This is a genomic window from Pseudomonas sp. 313 (assembly GCF_000316965.1).
In the GTDB taxonomy this organism is placed as follows: domain Bacteria; phylum Pseudomonadota; class Gammaproteobacteria; order Pseudomonadales; family Pseudomonadaceae; genus Chryseomonas; species Chryseomonas benzopyrenica.
Genome location: NZ_ANBZ01000024.1, coordinates 144,129 through 168,373, shown reverse-complemented (window position 1 = coordinate 168,373; position 24,245 = coordinate 144,129). Strand labels below are relative to the sequence as shown.

The window sequence follows — 24,245 nt, the reverse complement described above, 5'->3', positions numbered from 1 at the left end:
CCTTCGAGTGGATGAAGCCTGAATCAACGACGACTGAAATGGGCGACGAGGCGATCGCCGACCATCTGCAGTACCTGGACCAGCACCAGCAGCAAGAGCACCGTGACCACCATGACGTCGGTCTGGAAGCGCTGGTAGCCGAAACGGATGGCCAGATCGCCGAGGCCGCCGCCGCCGATCACCCCGGCCATGGCGGTGTAGGACACCAGGGCGATGGCGGTAACGGTGGTGGCCGCGATCAGCCCGGGCAGGGCCTCGGGCAACAGGGTGCGGGTGACGATCTGCCAGAGACTGGCGCCCATGGCCTGGGTCGCCTCGATGATGCCGCGGTCGACCTCGCGCAGGGCGGTTTCCACCAGCCGGGCGAAGAAGGGCGCGGCGCCCACCACCAGCGGCGGGATGGCGCCCTCGACGCCCAGGGAGGTGCCGATCAGCCAGACCGTGATGGGGATCATCAGGATCAGCAGGATGATGAAGGGCACCGAGCGCAGCACATTGACCACGAAGGAGAGGATGCCGTAGACCAGCGGCTGCTCCAGCAACTGGCGGCGGCTGGTGAGAAACAGCAGCACGCCCAGCGGCAGGCCGAGGATCAGGGTGAAGAGCATGGACCAGCCGAGCATGGCCAGGGTGTCCTGGGTCGCCTGCCAGATCTCGGCCCAGTCGATGTTGCTGAATAGTTCGTCCATCAGCGCAGGACCTCCACGGTGACGTCGGCGGCCTGGAAGCGAGCCAGGGCGGCGTCCAGGTCACCGCCCACCAGGGCGATGGTGAGCTGGCCATAGGGCTCGTCCCGGATGCGGTCGATGCGACCGCCGAGAATGCTGTAGTCCACACCGGTCTCCCGGGCAACATGGCCCAGCAGCGGTGCATAGGTGGCTTCGCCGCGGAAGGTCAGGCGCAGGATGCGCCCTTCGACATGGGCATAGGCGTCGGCCAGTTCGGCCTCGTCCTGGTGCTCGGCTTCGAACACGAAGCGGCGGGTGGTGGGGTGCTGCGGATGCAGGAAGACATCGGCCACGGTGCCCTGCTCCACCACGGCGCCGCCGTCGAGCACGGCGACGCGGTCGCAGACGCGGCGGATCACGTCCATCTCGTGGGTGATCAGCACGATGGTCAGGCCCAGTTCGCGATTGAGCTCGGCCAGCAGTTGCAGCACCTGGGCGGTGGTCTGGGGATCGAGGGCGCTGGTGGCCTCGTCGCAGAGCAGGATCTTCGGCTCGGTGGCCAGGGCGCGGGCGATGCCGACGCGCTGCTTCTGGCCGCCGGACAGTTGCGCCGGGTACTTGCGCGCCTGGTCGGACAGCCCGACCCGCGCCAGCAGCTCCTCGACCCGCTGGGCGATCTGCGCCCGCGAACGGCCGCCGGCCAGTTCCAGCGGCATGGCCACGTTGGCCGCCACGGTCTTGGACGAGAGCAGGTTGAAATGCTGGAAGATCATGCCGATGCGGCGGCGGAAATCGCGCAGCTCGCTCGCGCCAAGGGTGGTGACCTCGGCGCCATCGACCTGCAGGCGACCGCCACTGGGGGCTTCGAGGCGGTTGATCAGGCGCAGCAGGGTGCTCTTGCCGGCCCCCGAATGGCCGATCAGGCCGAAGATCTCGCCGGCTTCGATCCTCAGGTCGACCGGCAGGAGCGCCGCGACCTCGCGACCGCGCGTGCGGTACGTCTTGTGGACAGCGTGGAATTCGATCAATGGAAAAACCTTGTGGGTAACGTCAGACAACAGGATGGTGATCCAGCCGTGCAGTTTAACGTGCGCGCTTATATCTGCTTAGCACTTGTTGTCGGGTATTACGCCAATAAAGGCATATGGCCAGCCCAGACAATGACCAAGCGCCAGGCGCACAGCCCGTCGCTTCGCATCAGCCAAACGGAACACCGGCTCTGGACCGCGAGTCACTAGAGGACTGCCTGAATTCGCCCCACATTCCGTAGGGGACGCAAAGAGCGCCCTACAGGCGCCTGATGAGGACTTTCCATGGCTACGCCCCCCAAGAGTGAACTCGCCGGTACCGATACCCTGGATCGCCAGAACACTTCGAAGAAACTCGAGCAACTGGAGCAGTTCCGCTCCGATGCCACCGGCCAGGCACTGCGCACCAACCACGGCGTGAAGATCGCCGACAACCAGAATTCGCTGCGCGCCGGCACCCGCGGACCCTCCCTGCTCGAAGACTTCATCATGCGGGAGAAGATCACCCACTTCGACCACGAGCGCATCCCGGAGCGCATCGTCCATGCCCGCGGCACCGGCGCCTATGGCTATTTCCAGCCCTACCAGGACTGGTCCGACCTGACCAAGGCCGCCCTCTTCCGCGACCCCAACCACCAGACCCCGGTGTTCGTGCGCTTCTCCACCGTGCAGGGCCCGCGTGGCTCGGGCGATACCGTGCGTGACGTGCGCGGCTTCGCCATCAAGTTCTACACCGAGGAAGGCAACTGGGACATGGTCGGCAACAACATGCCGGTCTTCTTCATCCAGGACGCCATCAAGTTTCCCGACTTCGTCCATGCGGTGAAGCCCGAGCCGCACAACGAGATCCCCACCGGCGGCAGCGCCCACGACACCTTCTGGGACTTCGTCTCCCTGGTGCCCGAGTCGGCGCACATGGTGCTCTGGACCATGACCGACCGTGCCATCCCGGTGAACCTGCGCAGCATGCAGGGCTTTGGCATCCACACCTTCCGCATGATCAATACCGCCGGCAAGGGCGTCTTCGTCAAGATCCACCTGAAACCCGCCGGTGGCGTGCGTTCCCTGGTGTGGGACGAAGCCCAGAAGCTGGCGGGCAAGGACACCGATGCCCACCGCCGCGACCTCTGGGAAGCCATCGAGGCCGGTGACTATCCCGAGTGGGAGTTCGGCGTGCAAATCATCCCCGAGGAAGACGAGCACAAGTTCGACTGGGACATCCTCGACGCCACCAAGATCATTCCCGAAGAGCTGGTACCCATCACGCCCCTGGGCAAGCTGGTGCTCAACCGCAACCCGGACAACTACTTCGCCGAAACCGAGCAGGTGGCCTTCTGCCCCGGCCACATCGTGCCCGGTATCGACTTCAGCAACGACCCCCTGCTGCAGGGTCGGCTGTTCTCCTACACCGACACCCAGATCAGCCGCCTCGGTGGGCCGAACTTCCATGAACTGCCGGTCAACCGCCCGGTGGTGCCGAACCACAATGGCCAGCGTGACGCCAAGTACCGCATGACCATCGACAAAGGCCGTGCCTCCTACGAGCCCAACTCCATCGACGGTGGCTGGCCCAAGGAAACCCCGCCAGCACCCCAGGATGGCGGCTTCGAGAGCTATTACGAGCGCATCGACGGTTACAGGGTGCGCGAGCGCAGCGAGTCCTTCGGCGACCACTTCTCCCAGGCCACGCTGTTCTACAACAGCCTGTCGGAAGCCGAGCAGGCCCACGTCGCCGATGCCTACAGCTTCGAGCTGGGCAAGGTCGAGCGCATGTGGATCCGTGAGCGTCAGGTCAACGAGATCCTCGCCAACATCGATCTGGACCTGGCGCAGAAGGTCGCCAAGAAGATCGGCGTGACGCCGCCCACCGCACCCACCGTGCAACCGCGCCAGATCTCCATCGACAAGTCGCCGGCACTGAGCCAGCTCAACCTGCTGTCCGGCAACATCAAGGGCTTCAAGGTGGCGGTACTGGTGGGTGACGGCGTCATCGCCAGTGAAGTGGACGCCATCAAGCAGGCACTCAAGGCCGAAGGCGCCCATGTGAAGGTGCTCGGCCCCACCGCCGGCCCGGTCAAGGCCGCCGATGGCAGTGAAGTGGCCGTGGACGGCTCGGCCGAGGGCATGCCTTCGGTAGCCCTGGACGCGGTCTATGTGCCGGGCGGCGCCGAGAGCGTCAAGGCCATGCTCGACGACGGCGTGATCAAGCACTACCTGCTGGAAGCCTACAAGCACCTCAAGGCCATCGCCCTCACCGGCGAAGCCGAGCAGCTGCTCAAGGCGGTCTACCTGAGCCCTGACGAGGCACTGCTCACCGGCAGCGACTTCAAGGCGGTGCAGCAGGACTTCTTCGCCGCCATCGCCAAGCACCGTTGCTGGGCGCGGATGCCGAAGATCAAGTCCATCCCGGCCTGATTCGGGCAGGCATGAAAAAGCCGACCGTCGCGAGACGGTCGGCTTTTTTCTTTTGGGGCTATCGCGATCGTTGCCCATTTAGGCCATCGCGGCCATGGGCCGCTCCTACAGAAGATTGATGCTGCTGTAGGAGCGGTCGTCACGGCGCACCGGCACGGCCGCAATGCGTCCCTACCTTCGTAGGTTGGGTTGAGACGGCTCCATCGTCGAAGCCCAACAAGGCGAGCCATCAGCGCGCTTATTGTTGGGCTTCGCTTCGCTGCGCTCAGCCCAACCTACGGGTCCTGCGCAGGGTCAACCCAGCACCAGCACCCCGTCCATTTCCACCTGGGAGCCCTTGGGCAGCGCGGCTACGCCGATGGCGGCGCGGGCGGGATACGGCGGCTGGAAGTAGCGACCCATGATCTCATTGACGGTGGCGAAGTGCGAAAGGTCGATCAGGAAGATGTTCAGCTTGACGATGTCAGCCAGCGAACCACCGGCGGCTTCGGCCACGGACTTGAGGTTCTCGAACACCTGGACCACCTGGGCCTCGAAGCCGTCTACCAGCTCCATGCTGGTGGGATTGAGCGGGATCTGCCCGGAGAGATAGACGGTGTCACCGACCTTGATCGCCTGGGAATAGGTACCAATGGCGGCAGGCGCCTTGTCGGTGTGGATCACTTGCTTGCTCATGGGTCGCTCCTGTGCGGGAAAGGCTCGATTCTGCAAGCCCGTGGCGACCCACTGCAACCTCAGAACCTGTTCACGATTGCGCGAGCTAGAGACAAACAAGGCGAAAATGCCTGAGGAAGCGGAGTTTACGAGTGGTAAATGAGCATTCCGACGGGGCTGGCCTTCCAGGGCATTTTCAACGCCGTTTGGCCGACGCGCAGCAGATCGTGAGCAGGTTCTCAGCTGCGAACCCGAGTAATACCGGCCACGCCCTTGAGCGTCCGCAGCTTCTTGATCACCCGCGCCAGGTGTACGCGATCGCGCACGCTGACCACCAGCTGAACCACGCTGACTCGGCCGTCGCGCTCATTCATGCCGATCTTCTCGACGTTGGCGTCCGCGGCGGTGACGTTGTTGGCCAGCATGGCGATCAGGCCGCGCTGGTGCTCCAGCTGGACGCGCAACTCGACGCTGAATTCGCCGGTGACGTCCTTGGCCCAGTTGAGCACGATGCATTTTTCGCTGTTGTGCCGGAATTCGGCGATGTTCCGACAGTTTTCCAGGTGGATCACCATGCCCTTGCCGGCCGAGAGGTGGCCGACGATGGGGTCGCCCGGAATCGGCGTGCAGCACTTGGCGTAGCTGATCACCAGGCCTTCGGTGCCACGGATGGCCAGCGGCCCCTGGGGCGTGGTACTGGCCTGGGGTTCCAGCGGCTCTTCCTGCTCGCTGCCGGACACCAGGCGCCGCGCCACCACATAGGCCATGCGATTGCCCAGGCCGATCTCTTCGAGCAGGTCTTCCAGCACCACGCCCTTGTACTCGCCCAGCACCGAGAGGATGCGCATCGGCGAGATCTTCGACAGCTGGGTTCCGAAGCCGGATAGCGCCTTGTTCAGCAGCCGCTCGCCGAGGCTGATGGACTCGGAGCGACGCTGCTGCTTGAGCGCATGGCGGATATTGGTGCGTGCCTTGCCGGTGACCACGAAGTTAAGCCAGGCCGGATTGGGCCGAGCGCCGGGCGCAGTGACGATCTCCACCGTCTCGCCGCTGCCCAGCGGCTGCGACAGCGGCGCCAGGCGACGATTGATGCGACAGGCGATGCAGCTGTTGCCCACATCGGTGTGCACCGCATAGGCGAAATCCACGGCCGTGGAGCCCTTGGGCAGCTCCATGATGCGGCCCTTGGGGGTGAAGACGTAGACCTCGTCGGGAAAGAGGTCGATCTTCACGTTCTCGATGAATTCCAGGGAGTTGCCCGCACGTTGCTGCAACTCGAGGATGCCCTTCACCCACTGGCGCGCGCGCAGGTGGCTGGCGCGCGGCTCGTCGCCCCCGGCCTTGTACAGGCCATGGGCGGCGATGCCGTTGTTGGCCATTTCTTCCATCTCGCGGGTGCGGATCTGGATCTCGATGGGCACGCCGTGCATGCCGAACAGGGTGGTGTGCAGGGACTGGTAGCCGTTGGCCTTGGGGATGGCGATGTAGTCCTTGAAGCGCCCCGGGAACGGCTTGTAGAGATTGTGCACCGCGCCTAGCACCCGGTAGCAGGTGTCGACCTTGTCGACGATGATGCGGAAGCCGTAGACGTCCATGATCTCGTTGAACGACTTACGCTTGCCGCGCATCTTCTGGTAGATGCTGTGCAGGTGCTTTTCGCGCCCGACCACCTCACCGTCCAGGCCGTCACGGGCCAGGCAGTTGGCCAGGGATTCCTGGATCTTGCCGAGGATCTCGCGGCGATTGCCCCGCGCGGTCTTGACCGCCCGCTGGATGCGCTCGGCGCGCATCGGGTGCATGGCGCGGAAACCCAGGTCCTCGAATTCCACGTAGAAATCGTGCATGCCCAGCCGGTTGGCGATGGGCGCGTAGATTTCCAGGGTTTCCTTGGCGATGCGCCGGCTCTTGTCCGGCGGCATGGCGTCCAGGGTGCGCATGTTGTGCAGCCGGTCGGCCAGCTTGACCAGGATGACGCGGATGTCCTTGGACATCGCCATGGTCATCTTCTGGAAGTTCTCCGCCTGGGCCTCGGCCTTGGTCTCGAACTTCATCTGGGTCAGCTTGCTGACCCCGTCCACCAGCTCCGCCACCGTCTCGCCGAACTGGCCGGCGAGGGCTTCCTTGGCGATGCCGGTGTCCTCGATCACGTCGTGCAGCATGGCCGCCATCAGGCTCTGATGGTCCATGTGCATGTCGGCGAGGATGTTGGCGACGGCCAGCGGATGGGTGACATAGGGCTCGCCGCTGCGGCGGCGCTGCCCGTCGTGAGCCTGCTCGGCGTAGTAATAGGCCCGCCGGACCAGATTGACCTGGTCGGGGGTCAGGTAGTCCGCCAGACGCTCGGCCAGCAGGTCGATGCCGGTCGGGCGGACGTCACCATAGGCAGGCTCGGCGGCCATGGCTTAGAGGGCCTCGCCGTCCGCTTCGTCGTTGACTTCGAAGGCGGCGAACAGCGGCTCTTCTTCAACGATGTCGTCCAGACGGATGACTTCCTCGTCGACCAGGCCTTCGGCGATCTCGCGCAGGGCGACGACGGTGGGCTTGTCGTTGTCCCACGGTACCTTGGGCTCCTTGCCGCCGGTGGCCAGCTGGCGCGAGCGCTTGGTGGCGAGCATGACCAGCTCGAATCGGTTGTCTACGTTGTCCAGGCAGTCTTCGACAGTAACGCGGGCCATGGTCTTCCTCGTGGCGATGATGATCCCGGGAACGGGGGACCCGATAGTATAAAAATTCGCCAGTGGCAAGGGAAGAGGCGGTGGTCGGAGGGCCAGCGGTTGTCGACGTTCCGGTAGAGGATCCGCCCAAAGCAAAGGGCTTCTGTCTGAGCCGCGGGATCGCTAACGTATTCCAAGCTTTTCTTGTACTCGCAGAACACCTCTCCTTGAGCGCTCTCCGAAAAGGCCCGAGGGATCGCGCCGCCCGGGATAGATGCTATTTGCTAAGACTCTGCATAGCGTTCTGATCGAAAGGAATGGATCAATGTCGGCATACGCCAAACCATGGATGAGTCTGGATGACCAGCTGGATCAATTGATTCGACGTGGTCTGACCGTCACTGATAGAACACTGGCGCTCAACTACCTGGGCCGAATCGGCTATTACCGCTTGAGCGGCTACTGGTATGCGTTTCGAGAGCGAAGCGGTGCCCTGGTGTTGCTTGATAAAGGTAAGAAGCCACAAAAACTCAAGGTCACCACCTTGACGCTGGATGATTTCAAGGTCGGAGCCACCTTTCAGAATGCCGTCGACCTCTATGTGTTCGACAAGAAGTTACGCTTACTGACGCTGGATGCACTGGAGCGCATCGAAGTCGGATTGAGAGTCGACATTGCCTACTGTCTCGGAGCCCAAGACGCCTTTGCCTACTTGCGCCCCGAACTATTGCACGCCGACTTCAGCAGCAAGCTCGATCCTAGAACCGGCCTTAGCCGCCACCACGATTGGCTGGGACGGCACGCCAAACTGATCGCTCGCTCCAGGGAAGACTTCATCAGGCATTGCAAGGACAAATACGGATTGCCCTTGCCGATCTGGATAGCGGCGGAAGTCTGGGATTTCGGCACGATGTCCACGCTGTACAGTGGTCTGCAAGAGACCGAACAGGACGCCATCGCAGCCAAGTATGGGCTATCGAACGGTCGGATCTTCTCGTCCTGGTTACGTAGTCTCAACTATCTACGCAATGTGTGCGCACACCATAGCCGACTGTGGAATCGCAACATCATTGATCAGCCGAAATTGCCCTCTCTGGCCGAGGCGGCTTGGGCACAGCCTTTCATAGGCAATGCGCATGCTCTGGCGCGTTGCTATCTACTGCTGTGTATGACACGTCATCTTCTGGACGTCGTGAATCCTCGGTCAACGTGGTCACAGCGAATCAAGGCGCATCTGCTGAGTTTTCCAGAGCTGTCGCACCTGGGCCTGAACATCGCAGGCATGGGAGCCCAGCCTGGCTGGGAAACCGACTGGTAAAAACGCAGGCAATAAAAAACCCCTCAGCAGCGTCATCACCTAGGTGAGTCAGCCGAGAGGGGCCGTGTTGGGATCCATACTAGGGAACGACCTGAGGTCCGTCAAGCCGGCGCCTACAGCTCTGGATCAAGGGCACAACGCTCGCTCCGCAAGCTACGTCCGAGCGTTGGGAATCATACCTCTCAAGCCCCCGCTTTCTTCTTCAATCGCCAGGCGTGCAGCAGCGGCTCGGTGTAGCCGCTGGGCTGCTCGCGGCCCTTGAAGATGAGGTCGCGAGCGGCGCGATAGGCGTAGGAGCTGTCGAAGTGGCCGGCCATGGGCTCATAGAGCGCATCGCCGGCGTTCTGGCCGTCCACCACCTTGGCCATGCGCTGCAGCGTCTCGTCCACCTGTTCGGCGCTGACCACGCCATGGTGCAGCCAGTTGGCGATGTGCTGGCTGGAGATGCGCAGGGTGGCGCGGTCTTCCATCAGGCCGACATCATGGATGTCGGGCACCTTGGAGCAGCCCACGCCCTGGTCGACCCAGCGCACCACGTAGCCGAGGATGCCCTGGCAATTGTTGTCCAGTTCCTGCTGGATGGCTTCGGCGGACCAGTCCGGCGACTCGGCCACCGGCACGCTGAGCAGCCCGGCGAGCAATTCGCCGCGGGCGGCGTCGACGTCGCTGCGTTCCAGCTCCTGCTGCACCTGCTGGACGTTGACCTGGTGGTAATGCAGGGCATGCAGCACGGCGGCGGTGGGCGACGGTACCCAGGCGGTGTTGGCGCCGGCCTTGGGATGACCGATCTTCTGTTCCAGCATGGCCGCCATCAGGTCGGGCATGGCCCACATGCCCTTGCCGATCTGCGCCTTGCCACGCAGGCCACAGGCCAGGCCGACCAGCACGTTGTTGCGCTCGTAAGCGGTGATCCACTTCGAGGTCTTCATGTCGCCCTTGCGCAGCATGGGCCCGGCCAGCATGGCGGTGTGCATCTCGTCACCGGTGCGGTCGAGGAAGCCGGTGTTGATGAAGGCCACCCGCGCCGCGGCGGCGGCGATGCAGGCCTTGAGGTTGACGCTGGTGCGGCGCTCCTCGTCCATGATGCCCAGCTTGACGGTGTTGGCCGGCAGCCCCAACAGGGCCTCGACGCGGTCGAACAGCTGCACGGCGAAGGCCACCTCGGCCGGGCCGTGCATCTTGGGTTTGACGATGTACACCGAGCCGCTGCGGGAATTGCCCTGGCGCTTGAGGTCGTGCATGGCGATGGTCACGGTGACCAGGGCGTCGAGGATGCCTTCGGGGATCTCGCGACCGTCTTCCAGCAGCACCGCCGGATTGGTCATCAGGTGGCCGACGTTGCGGATGAACAGCAGCGAGCGACCGTGCAGGGTCAGTGGCTGACCGTCGGCGCCCTGGTACTCGCGGTCGGGGTTGAGGCGGCGGGTAAAGGTCTCGCCAGCCTTGCTCACTTCTTCTGCCAGGTCGCCCTTCATCAGGCCCAACCAGTTGCGATAGGCCAGCACCTTGTCGGCGGCATCCACCGCGGCGATGGAATCTTCCAGGTCCATGATGGTGCTGACCGCGGCCTCCATGAGCAGATCCTTGACCCCGGCGGCGTCGGTCTTGCCGATGGCGCTGTCGCGGTCGATCTGGATCTCCAGGTGCAGGCCGTTGTGGCGCAAGAGCACCGCGGACGGCGCGGCGGCGTCGCCCTGGTAGCCGACGAAGGCCGCCGGATCGGCCAGTTCGCTGGTGCCGCTCTTGAGGTCCACCACCAGGCGACCGTCCTGCACCCGGTAGGCGGTAGCGTCCCGGTGCGAACCGCCGGCCAGGGGGGCCACGCCGTCCAGCACCTGGCGGGCGAAGGCCACTACCTTGGCGCCGCGGGTAGGGTTGTAGCCCTTGCCGCGCTCGGCGCCATCGGTTTCGGGCAGGGCGTCGGTACCGTAGAGGGCGTCATACAACGAGCCCCAGCGGGCATTGGCGGCGTTCAGGGCGTAGCGGGCGTTGAGCACCGGCACCACCAGCTGCGGACCTGCCTGCTCGGCGATTTCACGATCGACGCCGGAGGTCGAGGCCTGCACCTGACCGGGCACCGGCTGCAGATAGCCGATGCTTTCCAGAAAGCTCTGGTAGGCGGACAGATCGGTGACCGGACCGGGATGGGCGCTGTGCCAGTTGTCCAGCTCCGTCTGCAGGCGATCACGCTCGGCCAGCAGCTCCCGATTGCGCGGTGCCAGCTCGTGCACCAGCGCGTCCACGCCCGACCAGAAGGCGGCGGTGTCGAGTCCGGTGCCGGGCAGCACCTCCGCGTCGATGAAGCGCTGCAGCTCGGTGGCCACCTGCAGGCGGCCCAGGGTAGTGCGGTCGGTCATGATGGCTTTCCTTGAGACATGAAAATTAAATGGAAGCCTGTCCACGATCTCGCGAGCTAGAGCCAGGCAAGGCGAAAACAGCCGAGGAAGCGGAGTTTACGAAGGGTAAATGAGCATTCCGAGGCGGTTTTCAACACAGCCTGGCCGACGTGCAGCAGATCGTGGGCAGGCGATCAGCCGAGGGCGGCGATGGCGGCCTTGGCGACCTGCGCATCTTCCGGGGCCTTGACGCCGGAGACGCCGACCGCGCCCACCACCTGGCCGTCCACCAGGATGGGCACCCCGCCTTCGAGCATGCCCTGCATCAGCGGCGCGCTGAGAAAGGCGGTGCGTCCGTTGTTGATCATCTCTTCCAGCACCTTGGACTCCTTGCGCGCCAGGGCGGCGCTGCGGGCCTTTTCCGGGGCGATGTAGGCGCTGTTGGGCGCGGCGCCGTCGAGACGCAGCAGGGCCAGCGGATGACCGCCGTCGTCGGCCACGGCGATGCACACGGCCCAGCCCTGGCGCTCGGCTTCGGCACGCCCGGCGGCCAGCAGGGTGTCGATCTCGGCAAGGGTGAGCACGGCTTTGGTCTTCATGGGGCCTCCAGGGTTCAGGGTTGAGTCGGAGCGGCCAGGGCCGCGTCGAGGATTTCGATCCAGTGGCGCACGGGAGTTCTCCCAGCGCCGTCGAGATGGCTCTGGCAACCGATGTTGGCGGTGGCGATCACCTCGGGGTGGCCGGTCTCCAGGGCATCGAGCTTGGCGTCGCGCAGACGCCGCGACAAGTCCGGCTGGGTCAGCGAATAGGTGCCGGCCGAACCGCAGCAGAGGTGACCGTCCGGCACCGGCGCCAGCGGAAAGCCGAGCCGTTGCAGGACGCCTTCCACGGCGCCGCCGAGGCGCTGGGCGTGCTGCAGGGTGCAGGGGCAATGGAAGGCCAGCCGCGGGGTGTCCTTCAGCCGTAGCTCTTCCAGCGGGAGCTCGCGCAGCACCTCCACCAGGTCGCGGGTGCGCGCTGAGACCTCGCGGGCCTTGGCGGCATAGGCTGGGTCGTCCTTGAGCAGGCTGGCGTACTCCTTGACGAAGGCGCCGCAGCCGCTGGCGGTCTGGATGATGGCCTCGGCGCCGCCCTGCAAGGCCGGCCACCAGGCGTCGATATTGCGCCGGGCGCGATCGAGGCCGGCTTCCTGGGCATTGAGGTGATAGTCCACCGCGCCACAGCAACCAGCGCGGGGCGCGGCGTCCAGGCTGATGCCGAGGCGATCCAGCACCCGCGCGGTGGCGGCATTGGTATTGGGCGACAGCCCTGGCTGCACGCAGCCTTCGAGGATCAGCATGCGCCGGGCATGGCGCGGTGCTGGGCGCACACCCGGGGCGGCGATGCGCGCCGGCAGCTTGGCCTGGACGCTGGCCGGCAACAGCGGCTTGAGGGTCTGGCCGCCTTTCAGCAGCACCCCGAACAGCCGTGGCTGCGGCAGCACCTGGCGCAGTCCGGCGCGCAGCAGGCGCTGGCCTAGTGGCCGCGGCACCCGACGTTCCACCTCGGCGCGGCCGATGTCGAGCAATTCGTGGTAGGAGACGCCCGACGGACAGGTAGTCTCGCAATTGCGGCAGGTCAGGCAGCGGTCGAGATGCTCGCGGGTCTTTTCGCTGACCTCGCCGCCTTCGAGCATGCCCTTGATCAGGTAGATGCGCCCGCGGGGCCCGTCCAGCTCGTCGCCGAGCAGCTGGTAGGTCGGGCAGGTGGCGTTGCAGAAGCCGCAATGCACGCAGCTGCGCAGCACCCGCTCGGCATCGGCGGCGCGGGGCAATTCGCGGGCGGCAGGACTCAGATTGGTTTGCATAGGTCGCTCCCTTAGAGCCCGGCGTACAGCCGACCCGGATTGAAGACCCCCTGGGGGTCCAGGCGGGCCTTGAGGCGGCGGTGGTAGTCCAGCAGCGCGGCGGGCAGCGGATGCTGGGCCTCACGCTCGGCGTCCGGCGCATAGCAGAGGGCATGACCACCGGCGCGCTCGGCGATCTCGCGCAGGACTGTGGCCGGGGCATCGCTCTTGAGCCAGTACTGGGCACCGCCCCAGTCCAGCAGCCGGGTGCCGGGCAGCTCCAGCAATGGCGTATTGACCGGTACCGACAGTCGCCACAGCGGCGCGGGACCGGCGAAGAAGGCCAGGCGCTGCTCGTTGAGCTCTTCCCAGAAAGCCTCGGCCAAGCTGTCACCGCCAAGGCGATCGACCGCCGAGCGTACCGAACCCTCGCCACCTTCCAGGCGCAGGTGCAGGCGCTGGCCGTCATGGCAGGCCGCCGAAATCGGCAGGGCTTCGCGACCCCAGACGGCGAGGCGCTGCAGGGCGCGTTCGGCGTCCAGTTCCAGACTCAGGCTCTGGGTGCAGCGCGGCCTGGGTAGCACCTTGAAGGACACCTCGGTGATCACGCCCAGGCAGCCCTGACTGCCGGCCAGCAGGCGGGAGACGTCGTAACCGGCAACGTTCTTCATCACCTCGCCGCCGAATCTCAGGTGTTCGCCAGTGCCGGTGATCAACCGCGTGCCCAGGACGAAGTCCCTCAGACTGCCGGCCCAGGGCCGGCGCGGACCGGAGAGGCCGCAGGCCAGGGTGCCGCCGACCGTGGCGCCCTCCCCCAGCCGCGGCGGTTCGCAAGGCAGCATCTGGCCTTGCTCGGCCAGGGCGGCATTGAGTTCGGCCAGCGGCGTGCCGGTGCGCACCGTGGCCACCAGCTCGGTGGGGTCGTAGTGCACCAGACCGCGATGGCCGCTGACGTCCAGCGGCTCGCCGTCCACCGGGCGACCCAGATGAGCCTTGGTATCGCCGCCATGGATGCGCAGCGGCTGGCGACGGACCAGGGCCTCTCGGACCTGATCGAGGAGCAGTTCCAGGCTGTCCATCAGAAACGCTCCAGTTCGGGTGGGGCAACTGGCCGTGATGCACGTGCAGGCCACCGAATTCGGCGCAGCGGTGCAGGGTCGGCACGTTCTTGCCGGGGTTGAGCAGCCCGGGGGCGTCGAAGGCCGCCTTCACCGCATGGAAGAAGGTCAGCTCGCCCGGCTGGAACTGGGTGCACATGGCGTTGATCTTCTCGCGACCCACCCCGTGTTCGCCGGTGATGGTGCCCCCCACCGCCACGCAGAGGTCGAGGATGCGCCCGCCCAGGGCCTCGGCCTGCTCCAGTTCGCCGGGCCGGTTGGCATCGAAGAGGATCAGCGGATGCAGGTTGCCGTCGCCGGCATGGAAGACGTTGCCCACCGCCAGGCCGTATTCCGCGGACAGCGCCTCGATGCCGCGCAGCACCTCGGGCAGGGCGCGGCGCGGGATGGTGCCGTCCATGCAGTAGTAGTCGGGCGACAGCCGCCCCACCGCGGGAAAGGCATTCTTGCGCCCGGCCCAGAATTTCTGCCGCTCGGCCTCGTCGCGGGCCAGGCGGATCTCGGTGGCACCGGCGGCCGCCAGCAGGCTGCTGACGCGCTCGATGTCGGCGGCCACGTCGGCCTCCACCCCGTCCAGCTCGCAGAGCAGGATGGCGGCGGCATCCACCGGGTAGCCGGCGTGGATGAAGTCCTCGGCGGCTCTCAGGGTCAGGTTGTCCATCATCTCCAGCCCACCGGGGATGATGCCGGCGGCGATGATGTCGGCCACCGCCGCCCCGGCGCGCTCGATGTCGGCGAAGCTGGCCATCACCACCCGAGCACAGGGCGGCTTGGGCAGCAGCTTGACGGTCACCTCCACCACGACGCCGAGCAGGCCCTCGGAACCGGTGAACAGCGCCAACAGGTCGAAGCCGGGGCTGTCCAGGGCGGCGCTGCCCAGGGTCAGGCGTTCGCCCTCCAGGGTGACGATCTCCACCGCCAGCACGTTGTGCACGGTCAGGCCGTATTTCAGGCAGTGCACGCCACCGGCGTTCTCGGCCACGTTGCCGCCGATGGAGCAGGCGATCTGCGACGAGGGATCGGGGGCGTAGTAGAGGTCGTGGGGCGCCGCGGCCTGGGAGATGGCCAGGTTGCGCACCCCGGGCTGGACCCGGGCACGGCGGCCCTCGGGGTCCACGTCGAGGATGCGATTGAAGCGCGCCATCACCAGCAGCACGCCCTGCTCCAGTGGCAGGGCGCCGCCGGAGAGCCCGGTGCCGGCACCGCGCGCCACCAGGGGTACGTTCAGCTCATGGCAGAGGCGCAGGGTCGCCTGCACCTGCTCTACCGTTTCCGGCAGCACCACCAGCAGCGGCGTGGTGCGATAGGCCGCGAGGCCATCGCACTCATAGGGTTTGAGGTCTTCCCTGTCGTGCAGCAGGCAGTGCTCGGGCAGTTCGGCACGCAACCGCTGCAGCAGTTGCGCCTTGTCCGGGCGGGGCAAGGCGCCGTCGAGACGTTCGTCGTAGACCAGGCTCATCGGGTAACCGCCATTGTTGTTGTTCTGGCTGGAAAGGCTTCGTTGTACCCCGACTGCAAGCGGGGCGTCCATGGCCCTTGGTACTGGTCATACCAGTTTTTGCGCCCTCTTCGACCAAAGGATTAGCAGGTTTCAGCCTGCTTGACGGCAAATCCGGCCGATGGCTCACTAGGATGGAACCTCGTGGTCATACCAGCAGGAAATCCTTATGTCCGCACCCGTCGCCCGCCTTCCCGTCGCCGAGAACGTCAGCCAGCAGATCGAACGGCTGGTGGTGGACGGGGTGCTCAAGGTCGGCCAGCCGCTCCCCTCCGAGCGCCGCCTGTGCGACAAGCTCGGCGTCTCCCGCACCGCCCTGCGCGAGGGCCTGGGGCTGCTGCGCGCCCGTGGCATCATCGAGACCCGCCACGGCCAGGGCAGCTTCGTCGCCCGCCTGGCGGCGCCTGCGGCGGAGAATCCGCTGCTGCACCTGTTCAGCAGCCAGCCGCGTACCCTCTACGATCTGCTGGAGGTACGCGCCCTGTTGGAGGGCGAAGCCGCGCGCCTGGCCGCGCTGCGCGCCACCACCGCCGACCTGGTACTGATCGGGCGGCGCTACGAGGAGCTCTGCGCCGCCTGCCAGGATCCGGCCAGCCTGCCGGCAGAAACCCATGCCCGCCTCGACCACGCCTTCCATCTGGCGATCAGCGAGGCCTCGCACAATCCGGTGCTGGTGCACACCCTGCAGTCGCTCAACGAGTTGCTGCTGGGCTCGGTGTTCGCCTGCATCGCCAATCTCTACCATCGCCCGCCGCAACGCCGCGAGATCGATGCCCAGCACGCCCGCCTCTATGCCGCGGTGAGTGGACGCCTGCCCGACGAGGCCCACGCCGCCGCCCGCGAGCATATCCACAGCGTGAGGGACAGCCTGCGCGAGATCGAGCAGGAAGAGCAGCGGCTGGTGCGGGCGACCATGCGTCTGGAAGGCTGGACCTAGATAAAAGGTCCCGCCGGCAAAGGTCAGTGCCAGAGCCGCTGTCCGTCAGCCCGCAGCATGCCCCCGTCCCCTCGGCGGGCGTAACATCTTGCAACTGCCCTGCCCCGCCCCCATGCTTAGCCGACCTTTTTCCAGCTCCCGGCCCTAATGGACCCTTCCACCAGTCTCGCCTCGACGTTGTTCGCCGATCTCGGCCTCGTGTTCTTCGCCTTCTTCCTCGTGCTGCTCAACGGCTTCTTCGTCGCCGCCGAGTTCGCCATGGTCAAGCTGCGCGCCACGCGTGTGGAGGCCATCGCCAAGAAGCACGGCTGGCGCGGGCGCATCCTCAAGAAGGTGCATAACCAGCTCGACGCCTACCTTTCCGCCTGCCAGCTCGGCATCACCCTGGCCTCCCTGGGCCTGGGCTGGGTCGGCGAGCCGGCCTTCGCCGAATTGCTCGAACCCCTGCTCGGCGCCGCCGGCGTTCGCAGCCCCGAGGTGATCCACGGCGTCGCCTTCTTCTCGGCCTTCTTCATCATCTCCTACCTGCACATCGTGGTCGGCGAGTTGGCGCCCAAGTCCTGGGCGATCCGCAAGCCCGATCTGCTGTCGCTGTGGACGGCGGTGCCGCTGTACCTCTTCTACTGGCTGATGTACCCGGCCATCTGGCTGCTCAACGCCAGTGCCAATGGCATCCTGCGCATCGCCGGCCAGGGCGAGCCGGGCGCGCACCACGAACACCACTACAGCCGCGACGAGCTCAAGCTGATCCTGCACTCCAACCGCGCCACCGACCCGGACGCCCGGGTGCTGGCCTCGGCCGTGGAGTTGGGCGAGCTGGAGGTGGTGGACTGGGCCAATTCCCGCGAAGACCTCATCTACCTGGACAGCAAGGCCAGCCTGGAGGAGATCCTCACCCAGATCCGCCGCTCCAAGTACAGTCGCTACCCGGTCTATGACGAAGATAGCCAGACCTTTACCGGGGTGCTGCACATCAAGGACCTGCTCCTGGCCATCGCCGGCCTGGACAGCGAAGCCGCCTCCTTCGACCTCGACGACCTGGTGCATCCGCTGGAACGGGTGACCAAGCACATGCCGCTGTCGGACCTGCTGGAGCAGTTCCGCCGCGGTGGTGCGCACTTCGTGCTGGTGGAGGAAGCCGACCACAAGGTCATCGGCTTCCTGACCATGGAGGACGTGCTCGAGGTGCTGGTGGGCGACATCCAGGACGAACACCGCAAGACCGAACGCGGCGTGGTCGCCTATCAGCCGGGCAAGTTGCTGGTGCGTGGCGACACCCCGCTGTTCAAGGTCGAGCGCCTGCTGGGCATCGACCTGGACCACGTCGAGGCCGAGACCCTGGCCGGCCTGATCTACGACAGCCTCAAGCGCGTTCCCGAAGAGGAGACGGTGCTGGAGGCCGAAGGCCTGCGCATCATCGTCAAGAAGATGAAGGGTCCCAAGATCGTCCTGGCCAAGGTCATCAAGCTGGACCCCAAGGACGTCCGCCGGCGCCAGCCGGAGGAGCGCTGAGGCGACGCGGCCTCAGCCGCGTCCGCTGCCCAGTTCCGGCAGACCGTCGCTCAGGCAGACGCGATTGCGCCCACCGCGCTTGGCTGCATAGAGCGCCCGGTCGGCGTCTTCCAGCAGGCCCAGGCCGTGCTCGAGATTGCTCGGCACGGTCACCGCGACACCGATGCTGACCGACGGACGCAAGCGCCCCTGCTCGGTCTGCAACTCCAGCCCCGCTACCTCCTGGCGGATACGCTCGGCCAGGAGCTCGGCCGCCGCCCGGTCGCTGCCGGGCAAGGCAATGACGAATTCCTCGCCGCCATAGCGCGCCGCCACCTCCCCCGCGCGCTGGACGTGCTGGCGCAACACCTCGGCCACGCACCTCAGGCACTCGTCGCCCAGGGTGTGGCCATGGGTGTCGTTGACCGCCTTGAAGTGATCGAGGTCCACCAGCAGCACCGCCAGCGGCAGTTCGGCACGGATGGCGCGGCGGATCTCCTGTTGGAAGACCCGCTCGAAATGCCGGCGATTGCCGAGCCCGGTCAGGGAATCGGTCTGGCTCTGGTGCAAGAGTTCGCGATTCAGCCGCTCGAGGCTGGCCTTGGCCTGCTGCAACTCCACGGTGCGCAGCGCCACCCGCAATTCCAGCTCGACAAAGGAGGCTTCGCGCTCGCGGGCCAGGGCGTTGGAGGCTTCCAGGGCCTGCCGTTGGGCTTCGATTCGCGCCCGCCGCTGCAGACTCAGGCCCTCGGTGAGCCCCAGCGACAGCATCACGAAGCCCAGGGTGAAACCGGCTATCTGCCCATGGAAAGCCGGACTGTCGGCGGCCAGCCAGCCGGCCACAGCCAGCAGCTGGATCGCGCTGCCCAGCAACAGCAGGGCCCAGGCGGCGCTGAACCACAACGCCATGCGGCTACCGCGCAGCGCCAGGTAGGTGGTGGTGCCCAGCAGGCCCAGGCAACTCAGCGCCATCATGCCGAGCATTTCCTGGAAGCTCAGCAGGTGCGGCCAGATCAGCGTGACGACCAGCGTCACATTCCAGTAGCCGATCAGCAGACGATTGCCAAAGTCGATCCACCGGCCGCCGTGATAGAGACTGAGCAGATAGCGCACGAACAACCCGCCGCTCAGAAAGCACAGGGCGGCGAAGGCCAGGTGCGCACGCAGGGCGAAGGCCGGGCTCTCCGGCCAGAGTTGCCAGGCGCCATAGCCGCTGGTGACCGCCTGATAGCCGATGACGCTGAGCAGATAGAGGGCATACCAGCCAAAGCCCGAGCGGCGGCCGAACCCCCACAGCGTGAGGGTCAGCAGCAGGATGGTGATCAGGCAGCCAAAGAAGCTGCCGACCAGCCAGGCATCCTGCTGGGCCTCGCGCAGATAGATGGCCGGGGTCACCAGGCGCAGCGGCAGGATAAAGGTCTCCCGCGAATCCAGCCGCAGGTAGACCTCCTCCACGGCGCCGGCGGTCGGCGCCAGGGCGAACATCAGCTGGCGCCCGGGCAGCGCCCGTTGCGTCGCCGGCAGCGCCAGGCCGCTGCGCTGCAGCGGGCTCCAGCGACCATCGGCTCCGCGGGTGCGCAGGTCCAGACGATCCAGCACCGGCCAGGTCGGAATCAGCCACCAGGCCTGGTCGTCGCGACTCTGGATGGCAAAGCGCAGCCAGAGGCCCTGGCGGCCGTCATGGAGCAGCATTTCCAGTTCATCGGGCGCATGCCAGCCGTTTTCGCCACCGCTTGGACGCGCGGCGGCCTCGGCAAAGGTCAGACTGGCGGGCGCCTTGAGAATCTCCAGTGCCGGTCGGGGATCGTAACTGCGCGCCGGATCGTCGAGGCGCAGCACCTGCGCCTGGCCGTCGAGGGCGATCAGCAACAGGACCAGCAGATGCAAAGCCCGATTGCGCCCACCGGCGCACAGGACGGCCAGGAATCCTTTCATAGGGCGGCATCCAGAGCCTGAAGGAAGAAAAGGCCGCGGTAGAGCCCGCGGCTGGAGGAAATAGCGTGGTGATAGCATAACGCCACCAAGCCTGATCCTGCCAAGGGATTTCTACAGGCGACAGGGTGCCTGGGCCCTGGATGGGCCCGGTGGCGTCAGCCTGTTTGGAACGCCCTGAAGCGCGGACTCAGCGGTCGCCCAGCGCCATGTTGGGCAGGGCCGCCAGCGGCCGCACGAAACGGAAGGGAATGGAGACCATTTCACCGCCCGTGTGGGCCTGGACGACGAAATGCAGATGGGGACCGGTGCTGCGACCGGTGTTGCCCGACTCCGCCAGGGGCGTGCCGATCTCCACCCGCTCCCCGGGTCGCACCTTGACCGAACCGCGGCGCAGGTGCAGGTAGGCGCTCTGGCTGCCGTCCTCGTGGGCGATGCGCACGAAGTTGCCGGAGGGGTTGGGACCATGGCCGAACTGGCCGTTTTCGACGTCGATCACCGTGCCGGCGCGAGCGGCGCTGATCGGCGTGCCCTCGGGCATGGCGATGTCCACCGCATAGCGCCCCTTGGGCGTGTTGTGGCTGAAATCGCCCCCGGCGCCCTGGGTCACGTAGTAGACCCCTTGCCGCCAGGGCCAGGCGTAACCATAGCCGATGCCGTTGTCGGCACCACCCGCGACATTCGTCGCCAGCGACGGCAGGGTGCCGACCGGCAGCTGCGGACTGTAGCTGAAGGCCTGGTCGAAGTGCATGGGAAAGCCCTGCTGGCGCTTGCGGATCACCGCCAGCTGCACCGTGGAGCGCGGCTCGATGACCTGGCGGATCGGGCGCTCGGCACCGGCCACGTTGACGGTGCGTTGCAGGCGCAGTTCGACGCGCACGGGCACGTCGAAATCGTTGCGGACTTCGAAGATGCGACCTTCGCTGCCGTTGCGGACCTTGAGCTTGACCTGCCCCTTGCGGGCCGGGCTCTTGGCGGAGGTCTTGGTCAGGGTCGCCTTTTCGGCAGCCGGCGCAACGGCAGGCACGGCCAGGGCGAGGGTCAGGCAGGTGATCAGGGCGGTCAGGCGTCGGTCCATGGCATAGGGCCACCATGATGGGCAAGGACAGAACCTAACAAAGCCGCGCGAGGCGGGCGATGGTCAAACCGCGGCTTTGTGAAGCCGCTGGCAAAGCATCGTCGCGAATAAAAAAGCGTGGCACTCAAATCCCTGTGCCACGCTGCCACCGATCGGACGGTAGTTCAAATACAGGCCTGATGGTTCAGGCAGGTCAGCCAAGCGGCGGGTGTTCTGTGCGACACTCCCGCAAGAGGCAGGTTTTCGGCGTGCAGGGGGATCGCCCCTTGGGCGCGCCCAATGCTCCGGCCATAGTGCTGCAGGTTAGGTCCTGGCACCTTGACCCTGCCCAACCGAAACGGACAGCCGCTATGCAGGAACAGACAATCGACCCGACGCGAAGCGTGGCTGCGGATGCGCCTATCCCGCCCGCCGGGCCGCTGGTATCCCAGCTTGGCACCTTCGCCCACGGCCAGGCGTGGCCGCCGCATGTGCACGATCAGGCGCACCTGATGTACACGGTCAACGGCGTGCTGGAGGTCACCACCCACGAAGGGGTCTGGTACGTTCCGCCCAAGCAGGCGATCTGGATTCCGCCCCGCGTCGAGCACCAGGCGCGGGCCAACGGCGAGGCCACCCTGCAGGTGGTGATCATCGAATTGCCGAGCGGCCTGCCCTGCCCCGAGGCGGCCACCCGCATGGTGCTCATCTCGCCGCTGCTGCGCGAATTGCTGCGTTGCCTGCGACGCGGCGGTACCTCCTATGGCGAGGCCGAGCTGGGCAGCCATGTGCGGGCGCTGATGCTGGCGGAACTGGTGTTTCTCGAAGAGACGGCCCTGCACCTGCCGGCGCTGGCCGATCGCCGGCTGCAGACCATCCAGACCACGCTGCATGCCGATCCGGCCAACGATACGGCCCTGGCGACCTGGGCGCAGCAGTTGCACCTCTGCTCGCGCAGCCTGGCCCGACTGTTCCTCAAGGAAACCGGCACCAGCTTTTCCACCTGGCGCCAGCACACCCGGCTGATGCTGGCCCTGCCGCGGCTGGCCGCCGGCGAGCCGGTCACCCGGGTGGCCCTGGATCTCGGCTACGCCTCGCCCTCGGCCTTTACCCGGATGTTTCGCCGGGTGCTGGGAGTGTCGCCGAGCGAGTACCTCGACGCCCAGGGCTGAAACTGGACGAGGGTAAGAGCCTGCTCAAAGGCTGGCGAGCCAGAGCCAAACAAGGCCTAGGCGGCCCCACGAAAAGCCCTGAGGAAGCGGATCGGACCCGCGCTCGGGTTTACCGATGGTAAATGAGCATGGCGACGGGGCCGCCCAGGCGGGGCTGGCCTTCCAGGGGCTTTTCAACGCCGTTTGACCGACGCGCAGCAGCCTTTGAACAGGCTCTCAAGGTCCGCCGACGGCGAAATTCGGCAAGCTGTCCACTGCCTGGGCGAAGCGGAAGGGAATGGATTCGACCGCCTCGCCGGTGTTGCGCTGGACCACGAAGTGCAGGTGCGGCCCGGTGCTGCGCCCGGTGTTGCCTGAAGCGGCCAGGGCCTGGCCGGTGCGTACCCACTGACCCTCGGTGACCTTGATCGAACCGCGCTGCAAGTGCAGGTAGACGCTCATGGTGCCGTCGTCGTGGAGGATGCGCACGAAGTTGCCGGAGGGGTGGTTGCCGCGACCGTCCTGAGCGTTCTCCACCTCCACCACCTGGCCGGCGCGCGAGACCACGATGGGCGTCCCCTCGGGCATGGCGATGTCCACCGCATAGCGACTCTTGGGCGTGTTGTGGCTGAAACCACCGCCGGCGCCCTGGCTGACGTTGAAGGGCCCGCCCAGCCAGGGCAGCGGATAGGCGAAACCGGAGGCGAAGACCGGGGTGACACTGCCCATCAGGGTGGTGAGCTGGGGGGTGTAGCGCTGCGGACGACTGGGATCCGGCGCGATCAGGGTCGCCAGGCGGGTCAGGCTGCGCGCCGGCAGGACCTTGCGGATCGGCGCCTCGCCCACCCCGCTGACATTCTGCAGCGCCGACAGGCGCAGGGTGACGGTCACCGGCAGAAAGCTGTCGTTGCGCACCTCCAGCACCGTACCGCCGGCATAGTGCCGCGGCTGCAACTTGACCCGCTGGTCCAGCCGCTCGATGGGGTCGTCGCTGAAGGTCATCACCTTGGCGCCCTTCTGCGCCTTGTCGGTGTAGGTGACCACGCCATTGGCATCGACGTACTTGTAGATGGGCGCCGCCAGGGCGGGACCCGCAAGGGTCAACGACAGCAGCAGCAGGTGACGGGCAAGGGGCATGGGCAGGGCGTCAGAAATCCGCGATACCTGAGCGCGAAGCAGTCTCCGTGCCAGCCCCCTCATGGCGTCGCCCTCTTCAGGCGCCCGGCACGTAGTGCCGCTGGGCGGTGCCCTTGGCGATCAGCCGCGACAGGTAGTCGAGCTTGGCCGGGTCCCGGTCGATGAAGCGGAAGTTGACCTGCACCCACTCGCTGGCCGGCGTCGCTTCCAGCGCGGCGAGGGAATGCAGATAGCCATTGAGGCGCGCCACGTCGTTGCCGTCTTCGCCCTGCTCCAGGTCGAGCACGGCGGTTTCCAGGATCTGTGGCAGCGGATCGCCGCGGCGGACCACCAGCAGGGCTTCCTTGAGGCTGATGGCCTTGATCAGGCAGGCCATGCTGGCGTTGGGCAGGCGCAGCTGGCCCTGGCCGAAATTGGCGGCCGCCTTGCCGCGGGCAGGTGCCGGCGGCGCGGCGCCGGTGAGCAGAGCGGCACTGGAGGAAGCGACTGGCGCCGCGACCGGTGCGGCGGCGGGCTGGACCACATCGCTGCGGCCGGCGGTCAGGGCGCCGAGAGAATCGTTGGCGAAACCGGTGGCCGGGCGCGGTTGAGCCCCAGCCTGCAGCTCGGCCAGCTTGCCGGTGCGCTGCAGGGCCTTCTTGACTTTGGCCGCCAGTTGCTCGTTGGAGAAGGGCTTGCCCATGTAGTCGGACACGCCGGCCTGGATGGCCTGGACGACGTTTTCCTTGTCGCCGCGGCTGGTGACCATGATGAAGGGCACGCCCTGGTGGTCCGGCTGGGCACGAAACCAGGACAGCAACTCCAGACCGGTCATGCCGGGCATTTCCCAGTCGCAGAGGATGAGGTCGAAACGCTGCTTGCCGAGCATCGTCTGGGCGCGGCGACCATCGGCCGCCTCGTCCACCACGAGCCCGGGAAACAGATTGCGCAGACCCTTCTTGATCAGATCGCGAATGAAGGGCGCATCATCCACCACCAGTACGTTCAACTTGCTCATCGGTCACTCCATGCCAAGTCTTCCAGCAT

The 24,245-nt window shown here is 66.3% G+C and carries 18 protein-coding genes and 1 pseudogene; 5 read left to right on the top strand and 14 right to left on the bottom strand.

The features are described 5' to 3' along the window. Window positions 1-23: 23 nt before the first annotated feature. On the bottom strand, window positions 24-689 hold the full coding sequence (locus tag C722_RS0104210) for a methionine ABC transporter permease (RefSeq protein ID WP_017639302.1): 666 nt from the start codon (window positions 687-689) through the stop codon (window positions 24-26). Next, window positions 689-1,696 carry a methionine ABC transporter ATP-binding protein gene (locus C722_RS0104205; protein WP_017639301.1) on the bottom strand — a complete coding sequence of 336 codons (1,008 nt, stop codon included), beginning with the start codon at window positions 1,694-1,696 and terminating at the stop codon, window positions 689-691. Before C722_RS0104205 ends, C722_RS0104210 begins: the two co-directional genes overlap by 1 nt. Before the next feature lie 285 nt (window positions 1,697-1,981). Here C722_RS0104205 and katE point away from each other — a divergent pair, with 285 nt between their 5' ends. Then, window positions 1,982-4,111, top strand: a complete 2,130-nt coding sequence (katE, locus tag C722_RS0104200) for a catalase HPII (RefSeq protein WP_017639300.1) — start codon at window positions 1,982-1,984, stop codon at window positions 4,109-4,111. A 294-nt stretch (window positions 4,112-4,405) separates the two neighbouring features. Here katE and C722_RS0104195 read toward each other — a convergent pair whose 3' ends face one another. From C722_RS0104195 to rpoZ, 3 genes are all read right to left on the bottom strand, one after another. Beyond that, window positions 4,406-4,786: a RidA family protein gene (locus tag C722_RS0104195; protein WP_017639299.1), complete on the bottom strand. Its 381-nt coding sequence runs from the start codon at window positions 4,784-4,786 to the stop codon at window positions 4,406-4,408. 218 nt (window positions 4,787-5,004) lie between these two features. Beyond that, window positions 5,005-7,164 carry a bifunctional GTP diphosphokinase/guanosine-3',5'-bis pyrophosphate 3'-pyrophosphohydrolase gene (spoT, locus tag C722_RS0104190; RefSeq protein WP_017639298.1) on the bottom strand — a complete coding sequence of 720 codons (2,160 nt, stop codon included), beginning with the start codon at window positions 7,162-7,164 and terminating at the stop codon, window positions 5,005-5,007. A gap of 3 nt (window positions 7,165-7,167) precedes the next feature. Then, complete coding sequence (rpoZ, locus tag C722_RS0104185; protein ID WP_017639297.1) at window positions 7,168-7,440, bottom strand: DNA-directed RNA polymerase subunit omega; 273 nt, start codon at window positions 7,438-7,440, stop codon at window positions 7,168-7,170. 304 nt (window positions 7,441-7,744) lie between these two features. Here rpoZ and C722_RS0104180 point away from each other — a divergent pair, with 304 nt between their 5' ends. Then, the gene (locus tag C722_RS0104180) at window positions 7,745-8,737 is read left to right on the top strand and encodes an Abi family protein (RefSeq protein ID WP_017639296.1); all 993 of its coding nucleotides are present in this window, start codon (window positions 7,745-7,747) and stop codon (window positions 8,735-8,737) included. A 182-nt stretch (window positions 8,738-8,919) separates the two neighbouring features. Here the strand turns inward: C722_RS0104180 and C722_RS0104175 are convergent, their stop codons facing one another. From C722_RS0104175 to glcD, 5 genes and pseudogenes are all read right to left on the bottom strand, one after another. Then, a complete protein-coding gene (locus C722_RS0104175) occupies window positions 8,920-11,094 on the bottom strand; it encodes a malate synthase G (RefSeq protein ID WP_017639295.1) in 2,175 nt (724 codons plus the stop codon). Between the two features lie 173 nt (window positions 11,095-11,267). Continuing rightward, window positions 11,268-11,672, bottom strand: a complete 405-nt coding sequence (locus C722_RS0104170; protein WP_017639294.1) for a heme-binding protein — start codon at window positions 11,670-11,672, stop codon at window positions 11,268-11,270. Window positions 11,673-11,686: 14 nt separating this feature from the next. After that, on the bottom strand, window positions 11,687-12,919 hold the full coding sequence (gene glcF / locus C722_RS0104165; protein ID WP_017639293.1) for a glycolate oxidase subunit GlcF: 1,233 nt from the start codon (window positions 12,917-12,919) through the stop codon (window positions 11,687-11,689). Between the two features lie 11 nt (window positions 12,920-12,930). Next, window positions 12,931-13,977 carry a glycolate oxidase subunit GlcE gene (gene glcE / locus C722_RS0104160; RefSeq protein ID WP_017639292.1) on the bottom strand — a complete coding sequence of 349 codons (1,047 nt, stop codon included), beginning with the start codon at window positions 13,975-13,977 and terminating at the stop codon, window positions 12,931-12,933. Beyond that, window positions 13,977-15,475: pseudogene (gene glcD / locus C722_RS25645) on the bottom strand (glycolate oxidase subunit GlcD). The gene glcE and the pseudogene glcD overlap by 1 nt, the downstream one beginning before the upstream one ends. Window positions 15,476-15,683: 208 nt before the next feature. On the opposite strand from glcD, the gene glcC reads away from it, so the two are divergent. Both glcC and C722_RS24590 read left to right on the top strand, forming a co-directional pair. Further along, window positions 15,684-16,451 (top strand): transcriptional regulator GlcC, encoded by a 768-nt coding sequence (gene glcC / locus C722_RS0104150; RefSeq protein WP_017639290.1) that lies wholly within the window; start codon window positions 15,684-15,686, stop codon window positions 16,449-16,451. Window positions 16,452-16,598: 147 nt separating this feature from the next. Beyond that, a complete protein-coding gene (locus C722_RS24590; protein WP_051226129.1) occupies window positions 16,599-17,963 on the top strand; it encodes a hemolysin family protein in 1,365 nt (454 codons plus the stop codon). A 12-nt stretch (window positions 17,964-17,975) separates the two neighbouring features. Here C722_RS24590 and C722_RS0104140 read toward each other — a convergent pair whose 3' ends face one another. Next, the gene (locus tag C722_RS0104140; protein WP_017639288.1) at window positions 17,976-19,877 is read right to left on the bottom strand and encodes a diguanylate cyclase; all 1,902 of its coding nucleotides are present in this window, start codon (window positions 19,875-19,877) and stop codon (window positions 17,976-17,978) included. Window positions 19,878-20,064: 187 nt separating this feature from the next. Further along, a complete protein-coding gene (locus tag C722_RS0104135; RefSeq protein WP_017639287.1) occupies window positions 20,065-20,952 on the bottom strand; it encodes a M23 family metallopeptidase in 888 nt (295 codons plus the stop codon). A 350-nt stretch (window positions 20,953-21,302) separates the two neighbouring features. On the opposite strand from C722_RS0104135, the gene C722_RS0104130 reads away from it, so the two are divergent. Beyond that, window positions 21,303-22,103 (top strand): AraC family transcriptional regulator, encoded by an 801-nt coding sequence (locus C722_RS0104130; protein WP_026083646.1) that lies wholly within the window; start codon window positions 21,303-21,305, stop codon window positions 22,101-22,103. Window positions 22,104-22,319: 216 nt separating this feature from the next. Here C722_RS0104130 and C722_RS0104125 read toward each other — a convergent pair whose 3' ends face one another. Both C722_RS0104125 and C722_RS0104120 read right to left on the bottom strand, forming a co-directional pair. Next, on the bottom strand, window positions 22,320-23,219 hold the full coding sequence (locus C722_RS0104125) for a M23 family metallopeptidase (RefSeq protein WP_017639285.1): 900 nt from the start codon (window positions 23,217-23,219) through the stop codon (window positions 22,320-22,322). 76 nt (window positions 23,220-23,295) lie between these two features. Then, the gene (locus tag C722_RS0104120; protein ID WP_017639284.1) at window positions 23,296-24,216 is read right to left on the bottom strand and encodes a response regulator; all 921 of its coding nucleotides are present in this window, start codon (window positions 24,214-24,216) and stop codon (window positions 23,296-23,298) included. Between the last annotated feature and the right edge of the window lie 29 nt (window positions 24,217-24,245).